At 58.4% G+C, this 24,041-nt stretch carries 23 protein-coding genes and 2 pseudogenes; 8 read left to right on the top strand and 17 right to left on the bottom strand.

Going from position 1 to position 24,041, the window contains the following annotated elements; all coding sequences use genetic code 11:
- Nucleotides 1-428: 428 nt before the first annotated feature.
- Both FHP24_RS18435 and FHP24_RS18430 read right to left on the bottom strand, forming a co-directional pair.
- Nucleotides 429-776 (bottom strand): DMT family protein, encoded by a 348-nt coding sequence (locus FHP24_RS18435; protein ID WP_139677706.1) that lies wholly within the window; start codon nt 774-776, stop codon nt 429-431.
- 40 nt (nt 777-816) lie between these two features.
- Nucleotides 817-1,359 (bottom strand): Pycsar system effector family protein, encoded by a 543-nt coding sequence (locus tag FHP24_RS18430; protein ID WP_139677705.1) that lies wholly within the window; start codon nt 1,357-1,359, stop codon nt 817-819.
- Nucleotides 1,360-1,473: 114 nt separating this feature from the next.
- On the opposite strand from FHP24_RS18430, the gene FHP24_RS18425 reads away from it, so the two are divergent.
- Both FHP24_RS18425 and FHP24_RS18420 read left to right on the top strand, forming a co-directional pair.
- A complete protein-coding gene (locus tag FHP24_RS18425; RefSeq protein WP_139677704.1) occupies nt 1,474-5,169 on the top strand; it encodes a FecR domain-containing protein in 3,696 nt (1,231 codons plus the stop codon).
- Entirely contained in the window at nt 5,169-7,142 is a 1,974-nt protein-coding gene (locus tag FHP24_RS18420; protein WP_139677703.1) for a CHASE2 domain-containing protein, read from the top strand. The genes FHP24_RS18425 and FHP24_RS18420 overlap by 1 nt, the downstream gene beginning before the upstream one ends.
- On the opposite strand, the gene FHP24_RS28780 is transcribed toward FHP24_RS18420, so the two are convergent.
- Nucleotides 7,139-7,303 (bottom strand): hypothetical protein, encoded by a 165-nt coding sequence (locus tag FHP24_RS28780; protein WP_180356049.1) that lies wholly within the window; start codon nt 7,301-7,303, stop codon nt 7,139-7,141. The genes FHP24_RS18420 and FHP24_RS28780 overlap by 4 nt on opposite strands.
- 260 nt (nt 7,304-7,563) lie before the next feature.
- Here FHP24_RS28780 and FHP24_RS18415 point away from each other — a divergent pair, with 260 nt between their 5' ends.
- A complete protein-coding gene (locus FHP24_RS18415) occupies nt 7,564-7,818 on the top strand; it encodes a DUF6074 family protein (protein WP_139677702.1) in 255 nt (84 codons plus the stop codon).
- Nucleotides 7,819-7,835: 17 nt separating this feature from the next.
- On the opposite strand, the gene FHP24_RS18410 is transcribed toward FHP24_RS18415, so the two are convergent.
- From FHP24_RS18410 to FHP24_RS18400, 3 genes are read right to left on the bottom strand one after another with little or no spacing between them, the layout of a single operon-like run.
- Nucleotides 7,836-9,041 (bottom strand): ABC transporter permease, encoded by a 1,206-nt coding sequence (locus FHP24_RS18410; protein WP_139677701.1) that lies wholly within the window; start codon nt 9,039-9,041, stop codon nt 7,836-7,838.
- Entirely contained in the window at nt 9,031-9,744 is a 714-nt protein-coding gene (locus FHP24_RS18405; protein WP_139677700.1) for an ABC transporter ATP-binding protein, read from the bottom strand. Before FHP24_RS18405 ends, FHP24_RS18410 begins: the two co-directional genes overlap by 11 nt.
- Nucleotides 9,745-9,758: 14 nt before the next feature.
- Nucleotides 9,759-11,039, bottom strand: coding sequence for an efflux RND transporter periplasmic adaptor subunit (locus FHP24_RS18400; RefSeq protein WP_246091832.1), 1,281 nt, complete (start codon nt 11,037-11,039; stop codon nt 9,759-9,761).
- A gap of 278 nt (nt 11,040-11,317) precedes the next feature.
- Here FHP24_RS18400 and FHP24_RS18395 point away from each other — a divergent pair, with 278 nt between their 5' ends.
- Nucleotides 11,318-11,578: a DUF2171 domain-containing protein gene (locus tag FHP24_RS18395; protein ID WP_139677698.1), complete on the top strand. Its 261-nt coding sequence runs from the start codon at nt 11,318-11,320 to the stop codon at nt 11,576-11,578.
- A gap of 75 nt (nt 11,579-11,653) precedes the next feature.
- Here FHP24_RS18395 and FHP24_RS18390 read toward each other — a convergent pair whose 3' ends face one another.
- The 3 genes from FHP24_RS18390 to FHP24_RS18385 all read right to left on the bottom strand — a co-directional run bounded on the left by FHP24_RS18390 (nt 11,654) and on the right by FHP24_RS18385 (nt 13,354).
- Nucleotides 11,654-11,836, bottom strand: coding sequence for a hypothetical protein (locus tag FHP24_RS18390; RefSeq protein WP_139677697.1), 183 nt, complete (start codon nt 11,834-11,836; stop codon nt 11,654-11,656).
- 142 nt (nt 11,837-11,978) lie between these two features.
- The gene (locus tag FHP24_RS29240) at nt 11,979-12,104 is read right to left on the bottom strand and encodes a hypothetical protein (protein ID WP_281287457.1); all 126 of its coding nucleotides are present in this window, start codon (nt 12,102-12,104) and stop codon (nt 11,979-11,981) included.
- A 389-nt stretch (nt 12,105-12,493) separates the two neighbouring features.
- Complete coding sequence (locus FHP24_RS18385; protein ID WP_139677972.1) at nt 12,494-13,354, bottom strand: transglutaminase-like domain-containing protein; 861 nt, start codon at nt 13,352-13,354, stop codon at nt 12,494-12,496.
- Between the two features lie 149 nt (nt 13,355-13,503).
- Here FHP24_RS18385 and FHP24_RS18380 point away from each other — a divergent pair, with 149 nt between their 5' ends.
- Nucleotides 13,504-13,695, top strand: coding sequence for a CsbD family protein (locus FHP24_RS18380; RefSeq protein WP_139677696.1), 192 nt, complete (start codon nt 13,504-13,506; stop codon nt 13,693-13,695).
- Nucleotides 13,696-14,168: 473 nt separating this feature from the next.
- Here FHP24_RS18380 and FHP24_RS28775 read toward each other — a convergent pair whose 3' ends face one another.
- From FHP24_RS28775 to FHP24_RS29050, 4 genes and pseudogenes are all read right to left on the bottom strand, one after another.
- Nucleotides 14,169-14,324 carry a hypothetical protein gene (locus tag FHP24_RS28775; protein ID WP_180356046.1) on the bottom strand — a complete coding sequence of 52 codons (156 nt, stop codon included), beginning with the start codon at nt 14,322-14,324 and terminating at the stop codon, nt 14,169-14,171.
- 40 nt (nt 14,325-14,364) lie between these two features.
- Nucleotides 14,365-14,619, bottom strand: a complete 255-nt coding sequence (locus FHP24_RS18375) for a hypothetical protein (RefSeq protein ID WP_139677695.1) — start codon at nt 14,617-14,619, stop codon at nt 14,365-14,367.
- Nucleotides 14,620-14,761: 142 nt separating this feature from the next.
- Nucleotides 14,762-16,732, bottom strand: a complete 1,971-nt coding sequence (locus FHP24_RS18370) for an ABC transporter ATP-binding protein/permease (protein WP_139677694.1) — start codon at nt 16,730-16,732, stop codon at nt 14,762-14,764.
- Nucleotides 16,674-16,802 (bottom strand): annotated as a pseudogene (locus tag FHP24_RS29050) (L,D-transpeptidase family protein); the annotation flags it as partial. The pseudogene FHP24_RS29050 and the gene FHP24_RS18370, both read right to left, overlap by 59 nt.
- 210 nt (nt 16,803-17,012) lie before the next feature.
- Between FHP24_RS29050 and FHP24_RS29045 the strand changes: the two are divergent.
- Nucleotides 17,013-17,226 (top strand): annotated as a pseudogene (locus FHP24_RS29045) (DNA polymerase ligase N-terminal domain-containing protein); the annotation flags it as partial.
- Between the two features lie 202 nt (nt 17,227-17,428).
- On the opposite strand, the gene FHP24_RS18355 reads toward FHP24_RS29045, so the two are convergent.
- From FHP24_RS18355 to FHP24_RS18340, 4 genes are all read right to left on the bottom strand, one after another.
- Nucleotides 17,429-17,800 (bottom strand): response regulator, encoded by a 372-nt coding sequence (locus FHP24_RS18355; protein WP_139677693.1) that lies wholly within the window; start codon nt 17,798-17,800, stop codon nt 17,429-17,431.
- The gene (locus FHP24_RS18350; RefSeq protein ID WP_246091854.1) at nt 17,800-19,125 is read right to left on the bottom strand and encodes a sensor histidine kinase; all 1,326 of its coding nucleotides are present in this window, start codon (nt 19,123-19,125) and stop codon (nt 17,800-17,802) included. Before FHP24_RS18350 ends, FHP24_RS18355 begins: the two co-directional genes overlap by 1 nt.
- A 221-nt stretch (nt 19,126-19,346) precedes the next feature.
- Nucleotides 19,347-21,929, bottom strand: coding sequence for an HWE histidine kinase domain-containing protein (locus FHP24_RS18345; protein ID WP_246091830.1), 2,583 nt, complete (start codon nt 21,927-21,929; stop codon nt 19,347-19,349).
- 484 nt (nt 21,930-22,413) lie between these two features.
- On the bottom strand, nt 22,414-22,617 hold the full coding sequence (locus tag FHP24_RS18340) for a cold-shock protein (RefSeq protein WP_139677690.1): 204 nt from the start codon (nt 22,615-22,617) through the stop codon (nt 22,414-22,416).
- Nucleotides 22,618-22,995: 378 nt separating this feature from the next.
- Here FHP24_RS18340 and FHP24_RS28770 point away from each other — a divergent pair, with 378 nt between their 5' ends.
- Together FHP24_RS28770 and FHP24_RS18335 are read left to right on the top strand one after the other, a co-directional pair.
- Complete coding sequence (locus FHP24_RS28770; protein WP_180356048.1) at nt 22,996-23,154, top strand: hypothetical protein; 159 nt, start codon at nt 22,996-22,998, stop codon at nt 23,152-23,154.
- A 131-nt stretch (nt 23,155-23,285) separates the two neighbouring features.
- Nucleotides 23,286-23,759, top strand: coding sequence for a PRC-barrel domain-containing protein (locus FHP24_RS18335; protein ID WP_139677689.1), 474 nt, complete (start codon nt 23,286-23,288; stop codon nt 23,757-23,759).
- The last annotated feature ends 282 nt before the right edge of the window (nt 23,760-24,041 follow it).

The following is a 24,041-nucleotide window of genomic DNA, read 5'->3' as shown; positions in this document are numbered from 1 at the left end:
ACAAACTGCGGCGGAATAGAAGGCATCGGCGATGAAAAGCGCGCGAGCGTCGGGACGGCCAGTGCGTTCTTTTTTGAAATCGGATGCAGCGGAAAGATCCATGCGGGCAAGGCCGGCATGGCGGGAGCGGGAATAGGGCAGGCAGTGGCATTCAAAGGGTGGTTGGATATTCGATCTGCCTGCCCCGGCCGCTTTTTCGGATCTTTCGGGACGTGTCAGTTCCCGTCTGCCCCGATCTTTCGACCATCACCGGAAACCGAGCCGAGACCCGCTGAACGAGGAGGCCGGTTCGCGAACCCGGTTTCCCATCCGATGACGAGCCGATTGTCGCGCATCCCGCGGCCGCGGGGATGAACGGGCAGGAAGGCGCAGGCCAAGTTGCGGCAGATCAAGGGGATTATTTTGCAGAGAGGCCGGGAACGTTCCCGCTATTTGGTGAAGATGAAGAAGGCGCCGAGCGCGATGAAGCCGAAGCCGATCGCCTGTTTCCAGTGGAAACTCTCGCCGAGATAAAAGACCGAGAAGATGACGAAGACGGAAAGCGTGATGATTTCCTGGATCGTCTTCAGCTGGGCGGCATTGAAATAGCCGTAGCCGATGCGATTTGCCGGCACCTGCGCGCAATATTCGAAAAACGCGATCGCCCAGCTTACGAGGATGACGGTGAAGAGCGGCTTGTTCTCGAACTTCAGGTGCCCGTACCAGGCGAATGTCATGAAGATGTTGGAGAGAATGAGAAGGCCGATGGTCAGGACGGGTGTCAGGGAAAAGCTCATACGGGGGGGGTCCGACGGATGTTGAAAGGGGGGAGGCGGTTCAGGTCGCAAGCAGCAGCAGGATATAGGCGATGACGGTGAAGACGAGGCCGCGGAAGGCATAGGAAACGCATCTATACTTCTGCCGGGCGATAAGGGAAAGCACGTCCGCATTGTTGAGATATTCGTGAAACAGGTAGCTGACGTCGCTTCTTTGTGCTGCGTGTTCGAAGATCGGTCGGTGCTGCGGCCATGTTCCCCAGAACAGCGAGGTGGATTTTTCCGCCCTGCGCGGCAGGACGACGAGAATGGCTGACAGTATAGAGGCGACGGATGCGATGGCCAGTCCGCCCGACAGGATCGCCGCCGGCCAGCTGCCTTCCGTATAACGGGCGAATGTAAAAACGCCGCGCCCTTCCGCCGACGAGATCAGGAAGGCAAGCATGAAGGTGAAGATATAGGCTGCCTTCTGGTCCGATATCTTGATCTGGTCGTAGAAGACGTCGTTCACCTTGCGGATATGATTGATGTATTCTTCGGTGACGACGCCCGTCGCCATCGGCATTTCCAACATCTCGGTCGGCGCGCTGTCAAAATCGCTCATTACTCGTTACATCTCCCGTTATAGTGTCTCCGTGTTAATACACCTGCCTTTTAAAGCAAGATGATACCCTTGCTAAAACTTGACAGTTTACATGTTTGTGCCACAGGTTGCGGCATGGGCGGGGCGTTCAATCGGTTTTTATTTGCGGTTCTTTCGACGCTGCTTGCGACCGGGCTTTTCTCTCCGTCGTGGGGCGAACCCGTGCCGCGTGGCGGTTCGGTGGCCGGAGCCGTGATCGCGCGCAAGACGGGCGAGGAAGTGCGCTTCATCGACGTGTCGAACTGGCAGTTCGTAGACCTCAAACAGGATCTCGTCGGGGGCGATGTGCTCCGCACGAATGCGACTGGGCAGCTCGCCATTCTGTTTTCCGACAGGACGCAGATTCGCATGGGGCGCAATGCGACGCTGGTCGTCAAGCAGGTCACGTCCGGTTCCGGTGCCGACACGGTGCTGGAACTGCAGGCCGGCACGATCTGGGCGCGCGCCGAACGCGGTGGTCCGGGCGTCGAGGTGCAGACGCCGGCGGCGGCCGCCGCCATCCGCGGTACCGACTGGACGATGACGGTGGAGGGCGCAAAAACCTTGCTCAACGTGCTTGAGGGCCAGGTCCAGCTCAGCAATCCGCAAGGCAGTGTCGATGTGCGCCAGGGCGAGGGTGCCGTTGCCTCCATCGGACAGGCACCGCGCAAGGTCGTGATTGTCGATTCGGACGACCGCGAACAGATGCTGTTTTATCTTCCGGCACGGGAGGCTTTCGGGCGCATGCCGGCATCGAACCAGCCGGTCGCGCAGATGCGGCGCGAGGCCGACCGCATCGTTGCCAAACCGGCGGACATGCGCACGACAGAGGACTGGGTGACGCTCGCGGAGGCTCAACTGACGCTGGAGGGCCGCCCGGCGGTGCGCGACACACTTGCCTTGCTGAAGGGGCGATCGCTGAATGCGAACCAGCAGGCACGGGTGACGCTGATCGAGGCCATAGTGCTGGCCGGCAATAAGCAATATGCGCAGGCCGCGAAACTGTTTCAAAAAGCCGAACGCGGGCTCGATACCCGCCGCAGGGGCGTTGCGCTCTACGGCGGTTATTACGCGCGCAGCCTTGCCGATCCGAACCGTGTCGAGCAATTGCCGCGCGCCGCCGGCGGACCGGATGCGGCGTTTCTCAGAGCCTATGCACTGGGTTTTTTGCAGGATCTTCGCGCAGCGATGAAGGTTCTGGAGGATGCCGAAAGAAATTATCCGAGCGACCCGCAACTGCCGGCCTACCGGGCGATGCTGGCGCTTCTGCTGAACGACCGGCCGCAATACCAGGAGGCTGTCGATCGCTCGCTGTCGCTCGACCCGAACGAACCGACTGCACTCGAAGCGCGTGCGCTCTACAAGGCCGGGTTCCAGGGCGACAATAAGGGCGCGATGGACGATCTCGACGCGGCCGTGAAGGTCTCGCCAGGGCGTAGTTCCACCTGGAACGTGATCGGCAATGTGCAGTCTTCCCGAGATGCGAACCGGGAGGCGGAGGTGGCGTTTCTCAAGGCGATCGAACTCGATCCGCAGGACCCGATCCCGCACGCCAATCTTGCGATCTTCTATCTCGATACCGGGCGGATCGAAAAGGCCAAGGCCGAGATCGACAAGGCGATCGATGTCGATCCGGCTTTCGATCTCGCGCTCGTCGCGCGTGGACGCTATTACCTGCAGACCGGTGAGGTGGACAAGGCTCTGGAGGACCTGCTGGCCGGCACGGTCGCCAATCCCGCATACTCGCAGGGGCAGTTGATGCTTGCCGCCGCGCATTATGAAAAGGGCGATCGTGTTGCCGCTAATCAGGCACTCGACAACTCCGATCGGCTCGATGACAACGATCCCGTCATTGCGGCGGTGAGGACCGCGATGGCGATCGACGATTACGATTCGATCGGTGCGATCAGGCATGCGCAGGAATATCTGCGGCGGTCTAAGGCGCGGGGCGGCGAGTTCACCTCCGTCGGCGCCAATCACGAGGCCGGGTCGACGCTCAACGACGCGTTTCGTCTGCAGGGGCTCGATGCCTGGGGCGAATTCTACGGCGATGCGGCCTTCGACCCGTTCCAGGCGACGGCCTATGTGGACCAGAGCCTGCGCGGCAGCAGCGATCCTTTCGTCGACAATTATTTCTACGGCGACAACGTCATTACCAACGACGGCAACAGCCAGGCGTTTTCCTCTCTGCTGCAGGGATTGCTGCTCGATCCGCATATCATTTCCGGCCGTTCGCGCGAGGCGAACCTGCTGAAGCAGCCGTTTTTCGAGGTCGAGCTTGGCGGCGGTTTCACGACTGCAGGAGGCGAGACGGGGTATACGGCGGAAGGTGAGGTGCAGGCCTATCGAAACCTGCCCTTCCCGGTGAGCCTTTATGCGAACCTGCAATGGCAAAAAGTGCCGGATGCACGTGACGTCGGGGCGCTGACCGATCTGGAAACCGAAAACAGGCTGATCGGCGCCAACGCCTATCTGACCGCAAGCCCGACGGCTTACGATCGGCTGGTGTTCTATTTCAATCAATCGAAGAGCGAGATCTCACGAGATCTGACGGCGGCTGTTCCCGATCCGTCATTCCTTTTCGGCCTGCCACCGGGCAGCCTGCCGGCGGGAACGCTTTCGACTACGCAGGATGTCTCTGCCCGCTCGACAACAGGCGGATTGGGCTGGAGCCATACTGTAAGCTATCAGAACGTGGTGAACGCCGCCTTGCTGTATAGCGGCATCAAGAGCCAGGATACTCAATATCTTGAGGCCGGTCTTTTCGGCATTCCTATCCCGCTTGGCCAGACCTATGAAGAGTATCGGCAAGAGGCCTACGTCGCGGCCGTCAACCACATGGTGGGGTCAGGCGACTTTACCTGGCGATATGGCATCGAGGGTGGCTGGATCAATCTCAGGCAGATCCAGAGAACCGAAAATCTCTTGAATCCGCCAGTATCTCCTGCGCCAATCGATGACCGTTTCGACAGCACCGTCGGGCGCGTTTATGTCGATCTGCTGCATGAGATCAGCGATAGCCTGAAGGCGGAATACGCCCTGTTCGGAAGTTATATCAGCGGCGATACGGCGGACGTGGCGCGGATCGAGCCAAGGATCGGACTGGCATGGTCTCCGGTGGATGGCCAGTGGCTGCGGGCGGGCTTCATGCGCAGCAGCATTGACCTGACGACGCCGACGCTGTCGCCGATCGGTATTGTCGGCATCCAACCGAATGCGATTTCGGTCGCGACGGAAGGTTATGTCGATACCTACGCACTGCGCTGGGATGCCGAATGGACGCCAGATTTCTTCACGGCGCTGCAATACCAGCATCAGGAAATGGATGATCCGCGCATTCCGGTCCCGCTGATCTCGACACCTTTCACAACGACGGAAGGGCGACTTGATCGGGCCAGCCTGACGGCCAATGCGGTGCTGGGCCATGGGTTCGGCCTGTCCTCGACGGTTGCCTATACGGATTCCGAGGATAAGGGTTCGGGCACGCCGACATCGGGCGGGCCGCTGCCTTTCGTGCCGGATTGGGCGGGGCAGGTGGCGCTGACCTGGGTGAGCCAGGCGCATATCAAGACGACGCTTGCCGCCAATTATGTAGGGGAGCGCGTCGGTGAGACCGGCGCCTCGCTCGACGATTACTGGACGCTCGATGCCAATCTCGTCTGGGAGCCGTTCGACAAGCGCTTCGAGCTCGAACTGGCCGCCTATAACCTGTTGGACCAGGATATCGAGTTGAACACCGACACGCCCGGTTGGGGCCGCTCATTCAAGGGCACGTTCAGGGTCCGTTTCTGATGCCGCCTGCCTTCAGACGTTCAACGGTGCGCAGGCTGGTCGTTTCGCGTCCGCTGCAGGTCCTGCTTCTGGCAGTATTCGTCTTCGGTGCCGTGGCGCTTCTGTCGCGGCTGCCTGCCTGGTCGCTGATGGATTATCGGGCATTCGATTATCTCTCGACGATCAAGGGGCCGGGGGTGCCTTCGGATGATGTCGTCATCGTTGCCATCGATGAGCCGTCGCTTGCTGAGATCAACACGCAATGGCCTTGGCCGCGCAGTCTTCACGCGCAGCTTGTTTCCCACCTGAGGGCGGCAGGGGCGAAGGTGATCGGGCTGGACATCATCTTCTCCGAACCCTCTTCGGCTGCGAATGACCAGGCGCTGGCCGATGTGATAGGGCCGGACGTGGTTCTGGCTGCGGATGAAACGGTCGTCACCTCGGATCAGGCCGATCAATATATAAGGGTGATGCCGCTCGACATGCTGATCGCGAAGGGAGCTGCGGCCGGGATTGCGTCGATAATGCTCGATCGCGACGGTGCATTCCGGCGGGTACCGACCGTTTTCGACGGGTTTGCCGCAACGATTGCGACAGCAGGCGGCGATGCCGTCGAGGTCCCGGAAGAGGGCAAACTCGTGCAGGTCTTCGGTGGGGCCAGGACCTATCGGACGGTCTCCTATTACCAGGCGCTTGATCCCGCCAATTTCCTGCCACCGGGTTTCTTCACCGGCAAGACGGTGATCGTCGGATTGAGCCTGCAGAATGCGCCCTCCATCGACAGTGGTGGGGCGGATGCGTTTGCCACATCGCATACCGTGCATGACGGACGTCTGACGGCCGGTGCCGAGGTGCAGGCGACCATTCTCGACAATCTGCGTTTCGGCCGCTCGATCACCGAGATACGAGGCAGTTTGGCGCAGGTTATTCTCTTCGTGTCTGCGCTTTGTGCCTATCTGCTGGTCAGCCGCCGGACCGGTTGGAAGACGATCGTTGGAAGTGTCGCGGCAGTGCTGTTTCTGGCCGGCGGGAGTTATCTGGTGCTTCACATGGGCGGAATATTCGTGTCGCCGCTTGCGCCATCCTTCGCTTTTGTCGGCGTGGCGGCGGCTCAGGCGACATTGGACTATGCGCAGGAGCGGCGCAGCCGTCGGCAGATCACGCGGGCGTTTTCCCAATATCTGGCACCGGCGCTGGTGGCGCAACTGGCCAAGGATCCGAGCAAGCTGAAGCTTGGCGGTGAAAAGCGCTTCCTGTCTATCCTGTTTTGCGATGTACGCGGTTTCACGACCATATCGGAGCAGTTGAAGGACGATCCGGAACAATTGACCGCGCTGATCAACCGGCTGCTGACGCCGCTTTCAGAAATCGTTCTCTCCCATGGCGGGACGATCGACAAATATATCGGCGACTGCCTGATGGCCTTCTGGAATGCGCCGCTTGACGATCCGGATCATGCGGTGCACGCCGTATCCGCAGCACTCGACATGCTGGCGTCGATGGATAGGCTGAATGAGGAACTTCAGCATGAGGCGGAAGCCGATGGCCGACGCTTCTTTCCGCTGAGGATCGGCATCGGGGTCAATACCGGCGAATGCGTCGTCGGCAATATGGGCTCGGAACAGCGTTTTGACTATTCGGCGCTCGGCGATGCAGTCAATCTGGCAGCAAGGCTGGAATCGGCGTCGAAGGCCTATGGCGTGTCGCTGCTGATCGGCGAAAGGGTGGCGGCAGAGGTCAATGAGGTATTCGGCGTGTTCGAACTCGACAGGATCGCGGTCAAGGGCAAGCTGGAGGAAACGCGGATCTTCGCAGCCAGCCGCAATCGGGATACGTCATTGGCCGAGAGGCATGGGAAGGTTTTGGCTCTTCACTACGAGGGGAACATGCCACCGGCTGATCTGGTCGAGAGTTTGGCGCAAGATGTTCCCGAACTTGCGGTCTATTACCAGCGGATGATGCCTCAGGACGATCAGCCGCCGGTTTCCGATTAATGCAGTGTTTCGGTGGCGGCCTTGTCGTCGTCCATGATGCTCAGGGCCTGAAACAGGGCTTCGACGAGGATGTCGGTCAGGCCGTCCATGTCGTTTTCCTGCAGGAAGAGTGCGATCGACTGGTCTGACGGCTGGTTCACTAGATCAAGTTCCTTAGACATTCATGTCCCTTTCGTTTGTCCTCATGACGTGCGGACATGATTGGGTGCTTCGGCTTGTGCCGGGCTGGCCACAAAGCGATGCGCGGGCCAGCGTCACCGATCATTAGGCCTGATTCCATCTTAACATATTGTCCGAAAATGGGACGGCAAGGCCTTGAATCGGAACCAAAAGGTTTTTTGCTGGTTCACTTTTTGTGAAGGTCTGGCAGCGAAAGTGGCCTCATGTACGGGCGATTCGGCCCATCGAGTATGGAGATGGCATGACACTGCTGCAGTTCCCCGCCCACAGGCGGACCGCCGACGTAAGGCGATGCGCCGACGCACTCCAGCGTCTTCATGGCGAAGAGGCAAACCGTTTCTGGCGTTCGGAAATGGCACAGTTTGCCAAGGGATTTCGGGCGCAGGGCGTCGAGGATGACGAGATCCGTCATCAGGCCGCACTGTTCATGAATGCTGTACAGATCGAACTCCAGTCCGCTTTTGCCGAAGAAGAGCGGGACGCGTCCGCCAACTGAGCCGCGCTGCGGTTCAGTTATTCGTGACGTAAAGCATCGATCGGGTTGAGTTGGGCTGCGCGGCGGGCCGGGAAATAGCCGAAGATCATGCCGATAGCCGCCGAAAAGACGAAGGCGAGCAGGATGATCGTCGGGCTCGCCACGAAGGGCACCTGAAGGTAGCTCACGACGCCATAGGCGAGTGCGAGGCCAGTTACGATGCCGGTCACGCCGCCGAAGATCGATAGCATCACCGCTTCCACCAGAAACTGCGTCAGCACCTGGTTTTCCAGCGCGCCGATCGCGAGCCGGATGCCGATTTCGCGGGTGCGCTCTGTGACCGATACCAGCATGATATTCATGATGCCGATGCCGCCGACAAGGAGGCTGACGGCCGCGACCGCGCCGAGAAGGCCGGTGAGCAGCACTGTGGTCCCGGTCATCGCCGCAGCGATCTGGGACATGTCGTTGACCGAGAAATCGTCGTCGCGGCCGATGGCGATGCGGCGTCTTTCCCTCAGCAGGCTTTCGACATCCGACTGAACTTTTGCCGTGGACACACCTTCCTGGGCGGAAAGGATGATGCTCGATATGGTCGTGGTGCCGCCGATGCGTCGCTGGTGCAGCTTGAGCGGCATGATCACCGTGTCGTCCTGATCGTCGCCCATGCCCGACTGGCCCTTGACGGCAAGAACGCCGACGACGGGGCAGGCGACGTTGCTGACACGGATGCTCTGGCCGACAGGGCTGGCGGCGCCGAACAATTCGCGGCGCGTCGTTTCGCCGATAATGCAGGCCGCCTGGCTGCCGCGGTCTTCGTTGGGCAGGAAATCCCGGCCCAAAGCCAGTTCCCAGTCCTGCGCCACGAGATAATCGCTGGTCGTACCGATGACTCCGGTCGAGCGGTTGGCGCCGCCTGCGATGACGGTGACGGTACCGCGATTGACGGGGGCGACGGCGCGCAGGCCGCTCACCTGATCGCGGATGGCCGTGACATCGTCGTCGGTGAAGCGCTTTGCCTCCGTGCTTGCCCGGCCCGGCCCCCATTGTCCCGGACGGACGAACAGCGTGTTGGTGCCGAGCCGCGAGAGTTCGTCGCGCACCTTGGCAGTGGTGCCGTTGCCGACCGTGACCATGGCGATGACGGCGGCCACGCCGATGACGACGCCGAGCACGGTGAGAAACGACCGCAGCATGTTGCGGCTGATGGCGCGCCAGGCGAGTTTTGTCGTCTCAAACCACATGAGCTGCCTCGCTTGCCTGGATTTCGTCGCTGACGAGATGGCCGTCGACGAAACGGAGAAGCCGGCGCGCATAGGCGGCGATATCCTCCTCATGAGTGACCATGATGACGGTAATGCCGTTGTCGCGGTTGAGCCTTGTGATGAGGTCCATGATCTCGCCGCTCGTCTTGGTGTCGAGATTGCCGGTCGGTTCGTCGGCCAGAAGCACGGCGGGATCGGTGACGATGGCCCGTGCGATTGCGACGCGCTGCTGCTGGCCGCCGGAAAGCTCCTGGGTCGTATGTCCTTCACGCCCGCGAAGTCCGACCTGTTCCAGCGCCGCCATAGCCCGGCGTCTTCGTTCAGTATGGTCCATGCCGCGATAGACGAGCGGCAGCTCGACATTTTCGACCGCAGAGGTGCGCGCCAGAAGGTTGAAGCCCTGGAAAACGAAGCCGAGCATGTGCCGGCGCAGCAAGGTCAGTTGCGCGCGGTCGAAACCGCTCGTCGGGATACCCTGGAAGATGTATTCGCCGGAGGAGGGAAGATCGAGGGCGCCGATAATGTTCATCGCCGTCGATTTGCCGGAGCCGGACGGGCCCATGATCGACACGAACTCGCCCTGGGTGATGGTTAGGTCTATTCTGTCGAGCGCACGAATGGTCGCTTCGCCACGACCGTAGACCTTGGAGACCTGCCTGAAGGTTATGAGGGGAGCGGCCATCGTCTGTCTCCCAGTCACCGGCTGCGGGCTGTCGCTTCGGTGATCAACTGGTCGCCATCCTTCAATTCAGCCGATTTTACCACGGTAAACTGGCCATCGGTCGCGCCCATTTCGACCGGGACACGTTGGGGCGCGCCATTGCGCAATACCCAGACCGAGCGGCCGGCTGTCGCTGCTTCACCACGGCCGCCGCGATTTCCACGCGGGCGGGGCGGGGAGAACAGGCGCGACAGGAAGCTGCCGCGGGGCTGCATGGTCGAAGGCGGCGCGTAACGGAGCGCCGCATTGGGCACGAGCAGCGCGTTACCGACCGATTGCACGGTGATGTCCGACGTGGCCGTCATGCCGGGGCGCAAAAGCAGGTCTTCGTTGTCGACCGTCAGGATCGCCTTGTAGGTGACGACGTTGGAGACGGTTTCGGAGGCGAAGCGGACGGCCTCGATTTTTGCCGGGAAGTTTCTGTCGGGATAAGCGTCGACAGAAAATTTTGCTTCCTGTCCTTCACGCACCTGGCCGACATCGGCCTCGTCCACCGCAACCTGAAGCTCCATATGCCTCAGATCGCCTGCAATGGTGAACAGAACCGGTGCATTGAGTGAGGATGCGACGGTGGCGCCCGGATCGACGTCGCGGGTCAGGACGACGCCGTCGATCGGCGAAACGATCTTCAGCTTGGAGAGGTTGATCTCCGTCAGACGAAGGCTGGCTTCGGCAGAAAGCACTGCCGCCTGGTTGATTTCAATCGTCGCCAGCGCCGAATCATAGGCGTATTTCGCCGCATCCAGTTCCTGCTGGCTGGAAATGCGATTGCTGACCAGTCCTGAAAGTCGATCAAAGGATGTCTTGGCCGACGCCGCTTCGGCCTGCGCCTTCAGCACGTTGGCCTTTGCCGATGCAAGCTGGGCGCGGGCGCTCTGGACGTCGGCCTCCTGCTTGTTGGTGTCGAGTTCGAGCAATATCTGGCCTGCCTTGACCGGGCTGTTATAGGTGACGTTGACCTTGCGCACCGTGCCGGAAAGCTCGCTGGATATATCCACCTGATCGGTCGGCTGGATAGAACCGGTGGCGGTGACGATGACCTGCAGGTTGCCGGTCTTTGCTTCCTGCGTCGTATAGTCGAACTGCTGGCCATCGCCCGTGCCAAAAAAATAATATCCGGCACCGCCGGCAATGAGCAGAACAAGGATCGCAAAGACCCACTTGCCGCGGCCACGCTTCCGCTGGCGGCCGGAGGTTGCTAGGATCGCGGCGAGATCCGGAGCATCCTGTGTGGCGGGATCGGTAGGGGCGTTCACTCTGCAGCCTCGTTTTTCATCGGTTCGGTGTCGTTCTAATCCATCGTCGATGCCGTGACCGTAGCAACCGGCAGGCGGGGGATCGTATTGGCTCCATGCCATGAATCGCTCTGATGGAGAAATTAAATAACCGTAAGTTGTCGGTGACCGCCAAGCCGATGATCTGAATCAGGCGAGCCGCCGTTTTTTCGTGGCGCGGATTTTCAGACCGGTCCATTCTTGAAATGCATCGAAGTCGGTTGTCGCGCGTTTCTCTCCCGCAACAAAGGAGATCTGCAATGATCGACGTAGCGAGAATCAAGGAACACGCAGAGATTATCGGTGCCGACGGCGTTCACGTCGGAACGGTGGATCATGTCGAGGGGAGCCGTATCAAACTGACCAAGAAGGACAGCGGCGAAGGCCGGCATGAAGGGCATCACCACTTCATCCCGCTTGAATTGGTCGCCGATATCGAAGGCGACACTGTAAGGCTGTCTGCCAATGGCGACGTTGCCGTGACCTTCGAGGAAGAGCAGGGCGGCAAGGGCGTGCACTGACGCGTCCTCTCAATAATCAATATGGCCGACGCTTCGATGATGCGCCGGCCATATTTTATGGGTGCTGTGCTGATCTCACTCTTGACGGCTAGCGGGCACGCCGAAGCGCTCAGGCAGGAATGCCGTTTCCGTTTGCTTTCCGCTCAGCCGGTCAGACTTGCCGCTCATAAGCGGTTGAAGCGGGGCGACTGCAGACAGGACGGCAAGGCCGCCTGCAAATACGGTCGCCAGAGCAATCATGAATGTGCTGCGTCTCATCTGAATTCTCCTTCTTCAAAGGAAAACGTGGGGCTCGATAAATCATTTCTTCCCTGGCCGGTGTCTGTCTGAGGCGGATCGGGTTCGAAATGAAAAGGATGCCATACAGATGCGCGGGTGCTGTAATCCCCTGGCTTTGGCCCTAGCTGTTGGCGGAAAGCTCATTTGGGGATGCCATGATCTGCGTCTCGCCGATCGACCGGTCCATGTACTTGAAACCAACTATGCTCAGGACCGAAGCAATAAGAATGACGAAAATAATCCGCATGTAAGTCTCCTTCGGCGGAAATAACACATCAGCGATACAGTTGTTCCCCTGGTGTTCAGTCGAAGATGCCGGAATGTAGTGAAGTTTTGTTTCGGAAGAGGAGGGGACGTTACCTGTGTGACCGCTTGGGAAATTGACCGGATGGTGAGAACATAGGGGCTCGCCCCCCTCGCTCTACTGATTGAAAATTAGTCGCATAGGTCTTGAAGAGGTCGGAAGCGTACAAACTTGTCCGTGATAAAAAGACGGCTGCGTTGAGGGCGCCATACGGCTAAACGGCTGAACACCATGCTGAATGGTGTCGCGTCCTTCGGACGGCAGACTCCCACAGGTGCTTGAAACAAAGCGGTTGCGTGTTGCAGTCCGATTGCCTCCCCGTGCGTCGTAATCTATGCAGCCCCTGCGTTTGGCGCGGGTTCCTCAGTGGAAATTGCATCAGTCGTCCGCCCCGGTAATTCGGGAGACCCGTCGGCATGTTCGATGGTGATTTTGACCTCGCCGAACTCGACCTGTCCGAATGGTGATGCGAAGGCGATTTCCGCGGCGTCACGGCCGACCCCGATCCGCACCAGCCCGTCCAGATTGGCTTGCCGAGTGGCGTCGAATAGCCACCAGCGTCCGTCCAGGTAAGCCTCGAATACGGCATGGAAGTCTCTTGGCTCGAGCCCGTAGGCGTAACAGGATACAAACCGCGCCGGAATATTGAGAGCCCGGCAAAACGCTATCCCGATGTGAGAGAAATCCCGGCAGACACCGGCCCGCTTGATCAGACTTTCTGTGCCGGTGGTCTGTTCGTTTGAGGAACCACGTTGATAGTCAATGTTGTCGTAGATCCAGTTACAGATGGCTGTAACACCGTTGTGGCCTGCCGGCCTGTCACCGAATTCCCTCAAGGCGAACGCAGCCAGCCGGTCGGAAGGCACAAATCTTGACGGCAGGAGAAACGGCATGATGTCGAGGGGCAGCGCGTTGAGGGGCGTCTCGTGGATGCTATCGGGATTGGTTCGAAAGACGTCGAGTGTAACATCCGCTTCGTATCGGACGTTCAAAGGGCCGGGCTGGGCGTCGATGCTGAAATATCTATTTCGGATGTCCGGCACGGTGTAGATGCGATGCTCGTGGTCGGGCGAGATGATAAGCCGTTCGACCAGATCATGGTGGCGAGCAAGCTTGGCGACCTCAATATTGAAAATAAAAACGGTCGGGCCTTTGACTTCATAGGACAGGTCGCAGCCAAGAGTGTAGCGGATAGTCATTTGTCGCCTTTCCTGGAGCGGGTTCCATCTGGAGCCCGCACAATACGCGAATGACGATTGCGTTCCGCCCGGGCGGAACGAAAGGCTGTTGCATCTGTTGGGTACCCGACGAAGCAAATCCGCTTCGCAAGGGAGAATTCATCATGGGTAGCACAGCAGACAAGATTTCAGGCAAGGCCAACGAGCTTGCCGGAAAAGCCAAGCAGGGTGTCGGCAAGGCAACCGGTAGCCATGAGACGCAGGCAAAAGGCGCGGCACAGGAGGCCAAGGGCGATGCCCAACAGGCCAAAGGCCACATCAAGGGCGCCGCCCAAAGCGTCGTCGGCAAGTCCTGAGTAGACGTTACATAGGCCAAGATTAAGCCGACACTGTCGGTGCCGCACGGACCGCTGGCAATCGCGCCAATAACGCGGCGAAATACTGAATTCGACCAAAGAGATCCGAGGCGGCAGTGATGCCGTCTCCTTTTATTTAGTGGTTTGGATGTTCCGGTAGACCGGCCCGGCCCATACAGTTTCGTCAATCGTCGAAACAATGCCAGACGACGCGTGGCCCTTGCATGTGGGAGCGGCTGTTTTCCTCACCGCGAGGCCCCCGCCTTGGCATCTTGCGCGCCGTAAAATCAAGCGGCTGCTGTGGGGTCACGAGCAGCCGCCTAGATCCATACAGGAAACTGGATCCGAGTTGAAACGAGCTTGTATGGTGGTGGGTTCCAAAAGCACAACCGAGAAAAATTCCAACTTGGAAAAAGTCGGGCAAAACCTGGTTATCGCTCGATAAAACCAAAGCGAGGTCTTTTGCTTACGAGTTATGATCGTGGATTGACGACTTCAGAAGTGGGAGAGTCCTTGGTCTCTCCTGGTGTCTTGAAAACGGTATAATAGCCGGCCAGCATCAGGCCCGACACAAAGATGACCTTCACAAACGCATACATTCTGGAGCGTGCAGTTTTTCCGGTGCTCATGTTTTCTCTCATCTGAAGATTTGCGCGGCGGTGAGCGGTATCAATGACGATCCGCCGCTTCCAGATGAATGAGATGATTCTGGCGGCACATCACGAATTCCACGACATCGCCGTCACAGGCATCGATCAGTTCGTTCTCCGAAAAACCATCCGCAAGCGCTGCGAGCTTTAACGCAAGCGCCTCACCGACGAACTGCTCAGAGTGCTCGAAGTCACCAGACGAGCCGGGCATGGCGACCACTTTGGGGCGTCGTTCGCTTATTTTCGCGTCAAGCCAATCATGAATATTCATCATCGGCGTATCCTCCTTCCGAGATGCGTCTCATAATCGCGCAGTGGGTGTTTTGTTCCGTCGCAAACAACCTATTCTTCAAGCGTAGCGAGCCGAAGACCGCCAGATTCTCCGCTACGCGGTCAGGCTCGCGGTGACTGAAGGGCTATCGGACAGTTTTCGGCAAGAACCGTGACAACCCCTTGCGTTTCCGGGCCTGTGGAATGAGATCCACATCGCTTACCAGTCTTGCACCGCCGTCGCGTTTTTCCAGCGTGATCTTGCGACTGTGAAACGCTTCCAGCTCCGCGCGATGACCAACACTGACAATGGTGACATCAGGTAGGTCATCCGTCAGCATCTGCATGATGGCGTCCTGACTCTTGTCATCCAGAGCCGACGTTGCCTCATCCATGACGACGATTTCAGGGCGTTGAAGCAAGAGGCGCGCAAATGCGAGACGCTGCTTCTCGCCGCCGGAAAGCGTATGGTCCCAGGGGGCATCGTCCTCAAGCTTCTCGTTGAGATGACCGAGGCCGACCTTATCCAAGGCTGCCTTCATCTCCTCAACGGACCAATCGTCTACGCCATGCGGGTAGGCGACGGCGCGGCGCAAGGTTCCTGACGGGATGTAAGGCTTTTGCGGAAGCATGAAGAGGCTGGCGTCCTGACGGAAGTTGACGCTTCCTCCGCCCCACGGCCATAGGCCCGATATTGCGCGGACGAGCGTACTCTTGCCAGAGCCCGACTCTCCGGAAACCAGTACCCGTTCGCCGGATTCGATATCCACTTCCGTTTCCTTGACGACGGCAGTCCCGTCGCCCAACGAAACGGACAGGTCCTTGAGGCTGAGCATCGTCTCGCCACTTGTTTCGCCACGTTGAATGCGTCCGACAGTTTCGCTCTGTTCGGCCCGCTCCAATCCGTCGAGAGACATCATCAGCGATGCCACGCGACGGGCGCAGGCATTCCAGTCAGCAAGGCGAGGATAGTTGTCCACCAGCCAGCCGAATGCCGTCTGGACGATGGTGAAGGCCGAAGCGGCCTGCATCACTTCCCCGAGCGACATGCTGCCATCGAGGAATTTTGGTGCGCAGAGAAGCACCGGCACCACCGGGGCGATCAGCATCGAGCCGTGAGACACAAGCGTCGTGCGCATATATTGATGGGCGAGAAGGCGCCATTGCTGGCGCACGTTTTTAAACGACCTGTCGAGTTCGTTTCGTTCTTCTTCTTCGCCGCCGAGCAGAGCGATACTTTCGCCATTTTCGCGCACACGCGTCAACGAATAGCGGAATTCGGCCTCGACCTGGTTCTTGACTTCAGAAATCTGGACAAAATTGCGGGCAATGAAGGCAATCGACCCGGATGTTACGATGGCGTAGATGACCGCGGCCACGACCAGGAAGCCCGGAATGGTGATATAGGTCCCTGCAATCGGGAGCGTCAGTGCACCACCGATGGTCCACAGGACGACGATAAAGGTGGAGGCAGAGACAAATGCCGAAATCACCCCGGAGACGAAATCGACCGGGGATTCCGTTGCGATGCGCATATCTTCGGAGATACGGGCCTCGGGGTTCTGATGGTCCCCACCGATGAGGTTGAGCTGATAATAACGACCGTGGTCGAGCCAACGTGCGATCAGAGCTTTGGTGAGCCAGGAGCGCCAGCGGCGCTGGATCATCATCCGAACGAAGACCTGTATGGTGACAAGAGCGACGCTGCCCAGTACCAAAAACGGGAAGATGGTGCCCAGGTGATAGACCGTTGCAGCGTTCCGCTGCTCGATGGCATCGAAGATCTCGCGGTTCCAGACATTGATGCCGTATTGAAAGCCGACATTGGTCCCGATCAGGATAAGCAAACCGATAGAGCATGGCCAGGCGAAACGGTCACCGTGACGGCTCCAATAGCCGCGCGCGCTGATCCAGAAGCGCTTCAACAGATATTTCTTGCGCGCATGCTCAAGCTCTTCGGGCGTCAGATGCGGACTTGTCTCGACGATGTCGGGAAGGGGCTCGGCCGTGGACGTCAAATTCGGCTCTCCTTTGAGATCATTGCGCCTTATCAGGCCTTCAGTCGAAGAACTTGGCAGCGACGCCTTGCTTGACCATGCCAGCCAGTTCTTCGGCATCGCAGTTCGTCAATCTGACGCAGCCAGGTGAGCCGGCCTTGTCGATCAAACAAGGCTCAGGCTTTCGGTGCGTTGGAAATCTGGAGGGGTCTGTGGAGAGGTAAACCGCTTGCGTCATGCACGACATCCATTTTGAACCTCACGGTCGCGTGAGGTTCAAATTAACGCGGTGGATGCGAACGGGTTCCGACGGGCTGGCGTAGTAAAGGCAGCATGTAAATGCCGCGGTGCGGGGATGAATCGCGATGGCGAGAATATTGGTGCTGGCCGGTAGCGCGCCATGTCCCGCGAGCTTTCGACATATCAAGGGAAACGCGATTTCAGGAAAACTGAAGAGCCGTCAGGCAACGTCACGGTGAAGTCGTCAAATCGGCTTCGTTTCGTTATCAGAAACATGACGCGACACGATTACATACGACCTTCGACTGGAACTCGATGGCGTCTTCGAAGGTACGACACCAAAGGACCACTATGGCGGCGGCACCGCGATGGTCAGGATGTGAACAGCAACGGCGGTGCGATCCTCAATAAGGGAAAAAACTCCGTCGCCTTAGGCCAAGACATGGCGATGATAGGATATGCGCTTGTCTAAGAAAAACCGGCGCTTCACCGCGGCTGTGATCATCGGCATAAGGGGCTGCAGTCGCAGTCTGCGGAACGAACATTGCAAAAGATTGGCTCGTTCTGGTCATATCGTTATTCGGATGCGATCACGCCAAGTTCGGCCAGCATGCAACTCAGCTGGTGCTCGGAAATCGGCTTGGAGAGGAAACGCGCACCATCGGGGAGCTTTCCCTGTTCTGGCGAGTAACGCCCTGATATGACGATGATCCTACATTCGGGCCAGCGCGACGCTGTGAGGTTCGCCAGCTTTATGCCGTTCATCGAGCCTGGCATGTCGATGTCTGTCAACAAAGCTCTCACCGTCGTTTCAGACTCAAGCAGCGCAAGCGCCTGATCCGCGTTTGCGGCCTCAAGAACATCAAAGCCGCAGTCGCTCAAAACGTCCGCCAAATCCATTCGGATCAGGCCATCGTCCTCGACCAAGAGAATAGGATGCTGATCCATCAATGTTCCCTCTGGAAACCTTCAAGGTCGGCGTCGATGACGAATACCAATCCCTGCGGTTCGAATGAGAATGTAACTTTGCAGTCGGCAGTCCCGTTTAGACCTGCATTCACAAGCCTCATTCCGGAACCCGCATTTCGTGGTTCGTGGGCGGGCGGCCCTCCGGTTTCGGTCCAGACCAGTTTAAAACGATCTGACTTTGGTCCTGCCACCTCCCAGCCGATTGCAATCCGCCCCTCGGGCGTCGACAAGGCGCCGTACTTGATCGCATTGGTCGCCAGCTCGTGGAGGATCAGGGCGAGGGACAGAGAAGGGCGGGTGCCGACCTTGATATCTGTTCCTGAAACGGAGATCCGAGGGCTCAGCGCATCGTCATGAAGGGATAGCATCTGGTCGACGAGCTGGGTGACCGTAGATGCGCCAATTCCTCCAAGCAGAACGACGTCATGGGCAGCGCTCAGCACCGCTATCCGATCAGAAAGCCGGGCGCGTGCGCTTGTGAGATCGGTTGAGTTCCGGAGGGTCTGGGACGCGATTGCCTGCACCATGGCAAGCTGGTTTTTGAGGCGGTGCCCCAATTCATGGGACAGCAATTCCTGCTTTGTCTGCTCGGCTCGCAGTTCGGTGACATCCAGGGCCTGAACGAGGATACCGCTCACTCGGCCATTGTCCTCGACCATCGGCTGATACACCAGGTCTATGACACGATTTTGCTTTTCGCCCGCTGCTCCGCGGTTCAATTCGATTTCCAGGTTTTTCGCTACGAATGGTGTACCGGTCAGGTAAACGCCATCCAGGATGTCGATATAGCCCTGCCGTACGACCTCAGAAACGGCTTCGGCGACCGATTTCCCGATGATTTCGCGGCTTGTTCCGATGATCGAATAATAGACCTCATTGGCATACTGAAAGACATGATCCGGTCCCGAAAGAATTGCTATCCCGCCGGGGTTCAATTCAAACACGCGCTCGAAGCGTTCGCGGAGGCTCCGTTCGGCCTTCCTCGCGGCGACATAGGCGGTCTGCTCTGTACAGGCGCAAAACATGCCAAGCACCGTGCCCCAAGGATCACGAACCGGCGTATAGGAAAAGGCAAAATGCGTTTCTTCGGGATATCCGTTGCGGTGCATGACGAATTCGATGTCGTCCATCGACGTGCCCTGTCCGGCATAGGCTGCCGATATGATCGGCTCGACCTGATCCCAGATATCGTGCCAGAGGTCGCGGAATGGGTGTCCGAATGCTGAAGGATGCCGCTGCCCGCACATGGCTGCATAACCGTCATTGTACAGCGTTATCTGCGCCGGTCCCCAGACGATCAGCATCGGCTGCAGCGATCCGAGCATGACATTGGTGAGCGTTCTGAGCTCCACGCTCCAGGTGTTTGGCGCTCCAAGCGGTGTCGCGGACCAATCAAGATCGCGGAAAAGCTTACCGCAATCCGGGTTAGCCAAAGACATGTGTGATCCTCTGTTTCTTACTTTACCAGCCAGCTTGCCGCTGGTCCGCGCTAAACCACTGAAACGGCGCGGTTGTTCCGAACACTCTAATCTATCTCCATATCGGCTCGCGATTGCTTTGACGCGGCGTCGATCGCTTTGCTCATAGCCGCCGCCAGGGATTTTTCCGACACGGGTTTGCGGACCACGGGGATGGCTTCGAACCCTTCAGGAATCGTGCTGCTATCGCGGTATCCGGTTGCGAACACATAAGGGATGGCAAGGCGAGACAGTTCGCGGGCCGCATCCTCCGATGTCGAGGTCCCGAGGTTGAGATCGAGAACTGCGCATTCCGGTGGAGCCGCCGAAATCATCCCAAGCGCTATCTCCACATTCGCTGCCACCGCAACATCCTCGGCTCCGAGCGATCTCAGGAGCTCTTCGGTATCCATTGCAATCAGGGATTGATCCTCGACAAGGAGAACCCGAAGGCCATCCAGCGGACGCTCGGCCAGCTCAGTGGTCTCACGGGAAACCTGATGCTGCTCCGACACGGTTCGCAGGTGACTTGCCGGAAGAACAATCGCCGATCTCAGGCCCTCGGGAGCGAAGATCATCTCTACCGATCCGCCGAGATCATGGGAAATCGTTTTCTCGATAAGGTTGGAACCGAAGCCGCGCCGTGTTGGAGGAACGACTTCAGGACCACCGCTTTCGACCCAGCTTAGATGGCAATCGCCGTTTTCGGTCACCCGCCATGAGATTTCGAGCTTGCCGGAAGGAACCGAGAGGCTCCCATATTTGGCAGCGTTGGTCATCATCTCGTGTAACAGCAGGGCGAAGACGCCAAATGCGCGTCCGGTCAGGCCCACGGGCTTGCCGTCAACAACGATGCGATCGGGCATCTTGCTGAAACGGTGCATTCCCGCCTCGGCGTCGATCAGACCGCGGAGTTCCCCACCTTCGGTGCCTGAGAAGGACTGGTCATGTGCAAAGGAGAGCGCTCGCAGCCGCCCTTCGAACGACTGGGTATAGTCGTTCACCGATTCGGCATTGGCACCGGTCTGGATCGCAATCGACTTCACCAGCGCGAGGATGTTTTTTACGCGGTGAGTCATTTCCGAGTTCAGGAGATTGCGCTGTTTTTCGTTCTTTTCACGCTGCTCCTCGGTCGCGTCGTTATGGGAGAGCATGACGTCCCTGACGTAGCTGCGGATCGCATCGGCGACCACCAGGTCGGCATTCGTCCAAGGCAAGGATTTGTGACGGACATCTTCACGCCAGGTGTCGAAACTGCCGCGGGGCGACAGACGCATGCCTGTTTCGGTGAGATCTTCGGCTTTTCTCGGCTCACCGGCCCACTCGATCTGATGCGCTTCTTCGCTGCGGAAGAAGACAAGAAAGTCCTGTGAAGACACAGAAATGGGAATGGCAAGCAGCCCGGCAACACGTGTGCCGTATTCGTCCTGGTCTCCGACTTCGGTCTGAAGGTCCTGGGTATCCCAGATGTTTCTCCCGGCTTTCGCCGAGACCATCTCGATTAGCTGCGGTATCGCTGCCTCAGACGGTGCCACGCCGAAGGAAAACCACTGACCACGCGACCAAAGCCCCGCGCCGTCACTGGCGATCAGTGACGAGAACTCCCGCAGTCGGGTCTGCAGCGTGAATTCCACCGGGTCGTTTGAATCGACGCCTGAAATGATTGCATCGAGGCGGCTGCGGGTGGCGACGGCGGCTGCTTTTTGCTGGCGATGCTCGATGGCTGCGACGTGAAGCGAGAAATACTGGGCAAACAGTTCTGTCGCGACCCGCAGAGGGATGGAAAGCAGCTTCGGCGTGTTGTGATGACAGGCGATCAGTCCCCAGAGCTCGCCATCGACGACGATGGAAATCGACATCGATGCAGCCACCCCCATGTTGCGGAGATATTCGCAATGGATCGGCGAGACGCTGCGCAGGTGGGCATGTGACAAATCGACCGGAGGTTCGCCATCGGCGATCATCGGCTTCAGCGGAACGGGCACGAACGACGCGTCACCGATCACCCGAACCCAGTTCTTCACATAGAGTTTTCGCGCCTGAACCGGAATGTCGGAAACAGGGAAGTGCTGGCCAAGAAAGCTGGTCAGCGAAGGATCGCGGGCTTCGGCGACGACGCGGCCGGCACCGTTGTGCAGGAACCGATAGACCATGACGCGGTCATAGCCGAGCATGGCCCGTACAAGACGTGCGACGGCTCGGAAAAGGCTGTCGAAGTCCTTCAGGCCATCCACGCGGCGCACGAGCGATTGGGTGAGATGCAAAGCGACTTCCGTGTCGTCGGCGGAAGCCGGGGTCTCGAACTCCAGGAACGTGCGCCCTTCATATCGATGCGCCGTAATGTCCGCTGCATGCCTGCCGTCCGCAAGCCTGGCTTTCAAAACGACTCCGCCGATATGGCCGGGGCCAGCCCGCGCAACCGCATTGGCAATATCGTGCGAAACCTTGTCGCCAACGACATCGGCGAGCGCCGCTCCGACATAATTCCGGTTCGTATCGCCGAGAAAGCTATCCAGATTGTCTGAAACGAAGGTAACCAGTCCATCTTCGCCCAGCACGATCATCGCGCCATGCGGCTGTATCGTTCCCGGAATGTGGATGGGCTCGCGGTCGCAATTCGTAAGGTCGACTGTGGAGCGATCGTAACTCAACGGCAGATTCCTGATTTCTCAATGGCTTGGAGAGTGCCGATGCGATGTGACACGGTCGTTCGGACAGGCAATGGTTTGGTCGTGTTTTATACGTATACGTCAGCAATTTGGATTAGGCCGGTTGATGATCTACCCCGAATAGTTGACCGCAGGTAACTGCTATCCCCCTGCATTTGTTCCTTTTCCGGACGAGTTATCTGAGTGCCGGCTTCGTCTGTCGAAATAGCGTCCGCGATCTCAACGAGAAGATCGTCAAAGCGTATAACGATGCATTGAGCGTCACGGAATTACGTGAATTCCCGAACGACAGTCATTGCATCTGCAGAGAACCGGGTTGGGAAGAGGTCGCGACCTTCATCGAAGGCTGGTCGACGCAAAACCAGTGGGGCGCTGCAGGGGAATCGCGCGCCTGTCGCCGAGTGGCGTAACCAATATACATCCGCCAGCTCCTCCGAAGAGAAAGACTGGCGGACATATTTACCTGCTAGAGAACAGAAACGTTCTCGGCTTTCGACTTTCCAGTCTTGCGATCCTGACCAACTTCAAAGCTGACCTTGTCGCCCTCGCGCAGCGAGCTACCGCTCTGAAGAGCCGACACGTGGACGAACACGTCCTGGCCGCCGCTCTCCGGAGTGATGAAGCCGAAGCCCTTGTCGTCGTTGAAGAATTTAACTGTGCCGGTTGCCATTTGTCTCTATTTCCTTTGTTGTGGCATCAAGATGCCGGGGTGCAAAATATGGCGGGTTAAGAACGACTTCAACCCAATCTATCCCTATTGACGAATATTCCGGAAATCTAACCGATGGTTGGTGCTTTTCTTGGTTGGGCCTAGTTGATCATCAGGAGCGGCGTCGACCCTGCCGCGAGAATATAATGAAGCGATCGATGATCCCTGTCGGCTACGGCGTTGGCTCATGCGGCACGGCACCGGACATAATCCAGCCGCTCTTGCACTCTCGTGCGATCGAGCGGGGAGGGTCGGTTGGGAGACTGAGCTTCCCAACGTTTTTCCAACTGATGGAACATCTGATGACTTGTCGTATTACCGCACGACAAGGAGATGTCTATGAACCTCGCCCCACCGATCCCCAAATACACATTGGAAGAGCTGCAGCAAATTTACGAACTCAGCATCCAGCAATCGAATCAGATTCTCGACAAGTTCAAAGGGGAGAAGCATTCGATCGACAAATTCCTGCGGCGGTGTAACCGACGAGGGGGCTAGATCGGGAGAGACGTAAGTTAGGCTCACCGCTGTGCTTCTTTTTCTAGGCGATAACCGGAACTATTTTCTAACTGCCTCGTTCTCAGGCGCCACGGAAATCCGTGATAACAATAGCATACGAGGAAATACTCATGAAAACCATGATCGCCGCCGCAATCGCTGTCGCCACGATGAGCACTGCTGTTTACGCGCAGCAACCGGCCGCACCGGCGGCCCAGCCTGCAGCTACCGCGGCATCGGGCGCTGATGCAACGATCGTTGGTCCAGGCATCACGATGGGCATGGCCGCCGCTAGCCCCCTCAAGACGGTCGAAATCAAGAGCTCCGACCTCGTTACCTCGAAGCTTGTAGGTCTCAACATTTACAACAAGGCAAATGAAGAAGTCGGCGAGATTTCCGATGTCGTGATTGGCAATGGCAAGTCGGTGATCGGCGTGATCGCCAGTGTCGGAGGCTTTCTCGGCCTGGGTGCGAGCTACGTAGTGATTGATCCGGCCTCCATGGCTGTCGCTGACGATAACGGCACGTGGAAGGCCTACGTCGACACCAACAAGGACGATCTGTCGAAGGCTCCGAAGTTCGACTATGACAAGCTGAAGAAGTAATCATCTCTTGCCGGCGACCACTGATAAATGGTGCTTGGCAAGGTGATCATCGGAGGTCGGTGCGAGGAATCGCTCCGGCCTTTTTTATTTTGGTGGCAGCGCCGGGTTGTTCTAGCCAGCGGTAACACATCGCGCCGATCTGGATATTCCTGATAACAGCCGGGACCACCCATCCTCTACGGTTCATGTGCCGCGAGTCTGCCGTAAAAGGCCAATATGCGGCGTATAGGTGGGAATTGCTATGCAACAACAACGGCCGCTTCCGAAGCTGACCGTGTTGTT

The organism is Aliirhizobium smilacinae, from assembly GCF_006335145.1.
GTDB lineage: Bacteria > Pseudomonadota > Alphaproteobacteria > Rhizobiales > Rhizobiaceae > Neorhizobium > Neorhizobium smilacinae.
Note: the sequence above shows the minus strand (reverse complement) of the source record. Positions and strands in the feature narration are given on the sequence as shown.

What these genes read in the sequence shown, in the direction of transcription:
- FHP24_RS18435 (WP_139677706.1), bottom strand. Translation starts at nt 776, where the DNA reads ATGAGCTTTTCCCTGACACCCGTCCTGACCATCGGCCTTCTCATTCTC.
- FHP24_RS18430 (WP_139677705.1), bottom strand. Translation starts at nt 1,359, where the DNA reads ATGAGCGATTTTGACAGCGCGCCGACCGAGATGTTGGAAATGCCGATG.
- FHP24_RS18425 (WP_139677704.1), top strand. Translation starts at nt 1,474, where the DNA reads ATGGGCGGGGCGTTCAATCGGTTTTTATTTGCGGTTCTTTCGACGCTG.
- FHP24_RS18420 (WP_139677703.1), top strand. Translation starts at nt 5,169, where the DNA reads ATGCCGCCTGCCTTCAGACGTTCAACGGTGCGCAGGCTGGTCGTTTCG.
- FHP24_RS28780 (WP_180356049.1), bottom strand. Translation starts at nt 7,303, where the DNA reads ATGTCTAAGGAACTTGATCTAGTGAACCAGCCGTCAGACCAGTCGATC.
- FHP24_RS18415 (WP_139677702.1), top strand. Translation starts at nt 7,564, where the DNA reads ATGACACTGCTGCAGTTCCCCGCCCACAGGCGGACCGCCGACGTAAGG.
- FHP24_RS18410 (WP_139677701.1), bottom strand. Translation starts at nt 9,041, where the DNA reads ATGTGGTTTGAGACGACAAAACTCGCCTGGCGCGCCATCAGCCGCAAC.
- FHP24_RS18405 (WP_139677700.1), bottom strand. Translation starts at nt 9,744, where the DNA reads ATGGCCGCTCCCCTCATAACCTTCAGGCAGGTCTCCAAGGTCTACGGT.
- FHP24_RS18395 (WP_139677698.1), top strand. Translation starts at nt 11,318, where the DNA reads ATGATCGACGTAGCGAGAATCAAGGAACACGCAGAGATTATCGGTGCC.
- FHP24_RS18390 (WP_139677697.1), bottom strand. Translation starts at nt 11,836, where the DNA reads ATGAGACGCAGCACATTCATGATTGCTCTGGCGACCGTATTTGCAGGC.
- FHP24_RS29240 (WP_281287457.1), bottom strand. Translation starts at nt 12,104, where the DNA reads ATGCGGATTATTTTCGTCATTCTTATTGCTTCGGTCCTGAGCATAGTT.
- FHP24_RS18380 (WP_139677696.1), top strand. Translation starts at nt 13,504, where the DNA reads ATGGGTAGCACAGCAGACAAGATTTCAGGCAAGGCCAACGAGCTTGCC.
- FHP24_RS28775 (WP_180356046.1), bottom strand. Translation starts at nt 14,324, where the DNA reads ATGAGCACCGGAAAAACTGCACGCTCCAGAATGTATGCGTTTGTGAAG.
- FHP24_RS18375 (WP_139677695.1), bottom strand. Translation starts at nt 14,619, where the DNA reads ATGATGAATATTCATGATTGGCTTGACGCGAAAATAAGCGAACGACGC.
- FHP24_RS18370 (WP_139677694.1), bottom strand. Translation starts at nt 16,732, where the DNA reads ATGCCGAAGAACTGGCTGGCATGGTCAAGCAAGGCGTCGCTGCCAAGT.
- FHP24_RS18355 (WP_139677693.1), bottom strand. Translation starts at nt 17,800, where the DNA reads ATGGATCAGCATCCTATTCTCTTGGTCGAGGACGATGGCCTGATCCGA.
- FHP24_RS18350 (WP_246091854.1), bottom strand. Translation starts at nt 19,125, where the DNA reads ATGCTGATCGTCTGGGGACCGGCGCAGATAACGCTGTACAATGACGGT.
- FHP24_RS18340 (WP_139677690.1), bottom strand. Translation starts at nt 22,617, where the DNA reads ATGGCAACCGGCACAGTTAAATTCTTCAACGACGACAAGGGCTTCGGC.
- FHP24_RS28770 (WP_180356048.1), top strand. Translation starts at nt 22,996, where the DNA reads ATGAACCTCGCCCCACCGATCCCCAAATACACATTGGAAGAGCTGCAG.
- FHP24_RS18335 (WP_139677689.1), top strand. Translation starts at nt 23,286, where the DNA reads ATGAAAACCATGATCGCCGCCGCAATCGCTGTCGCCACGATGAGCACT.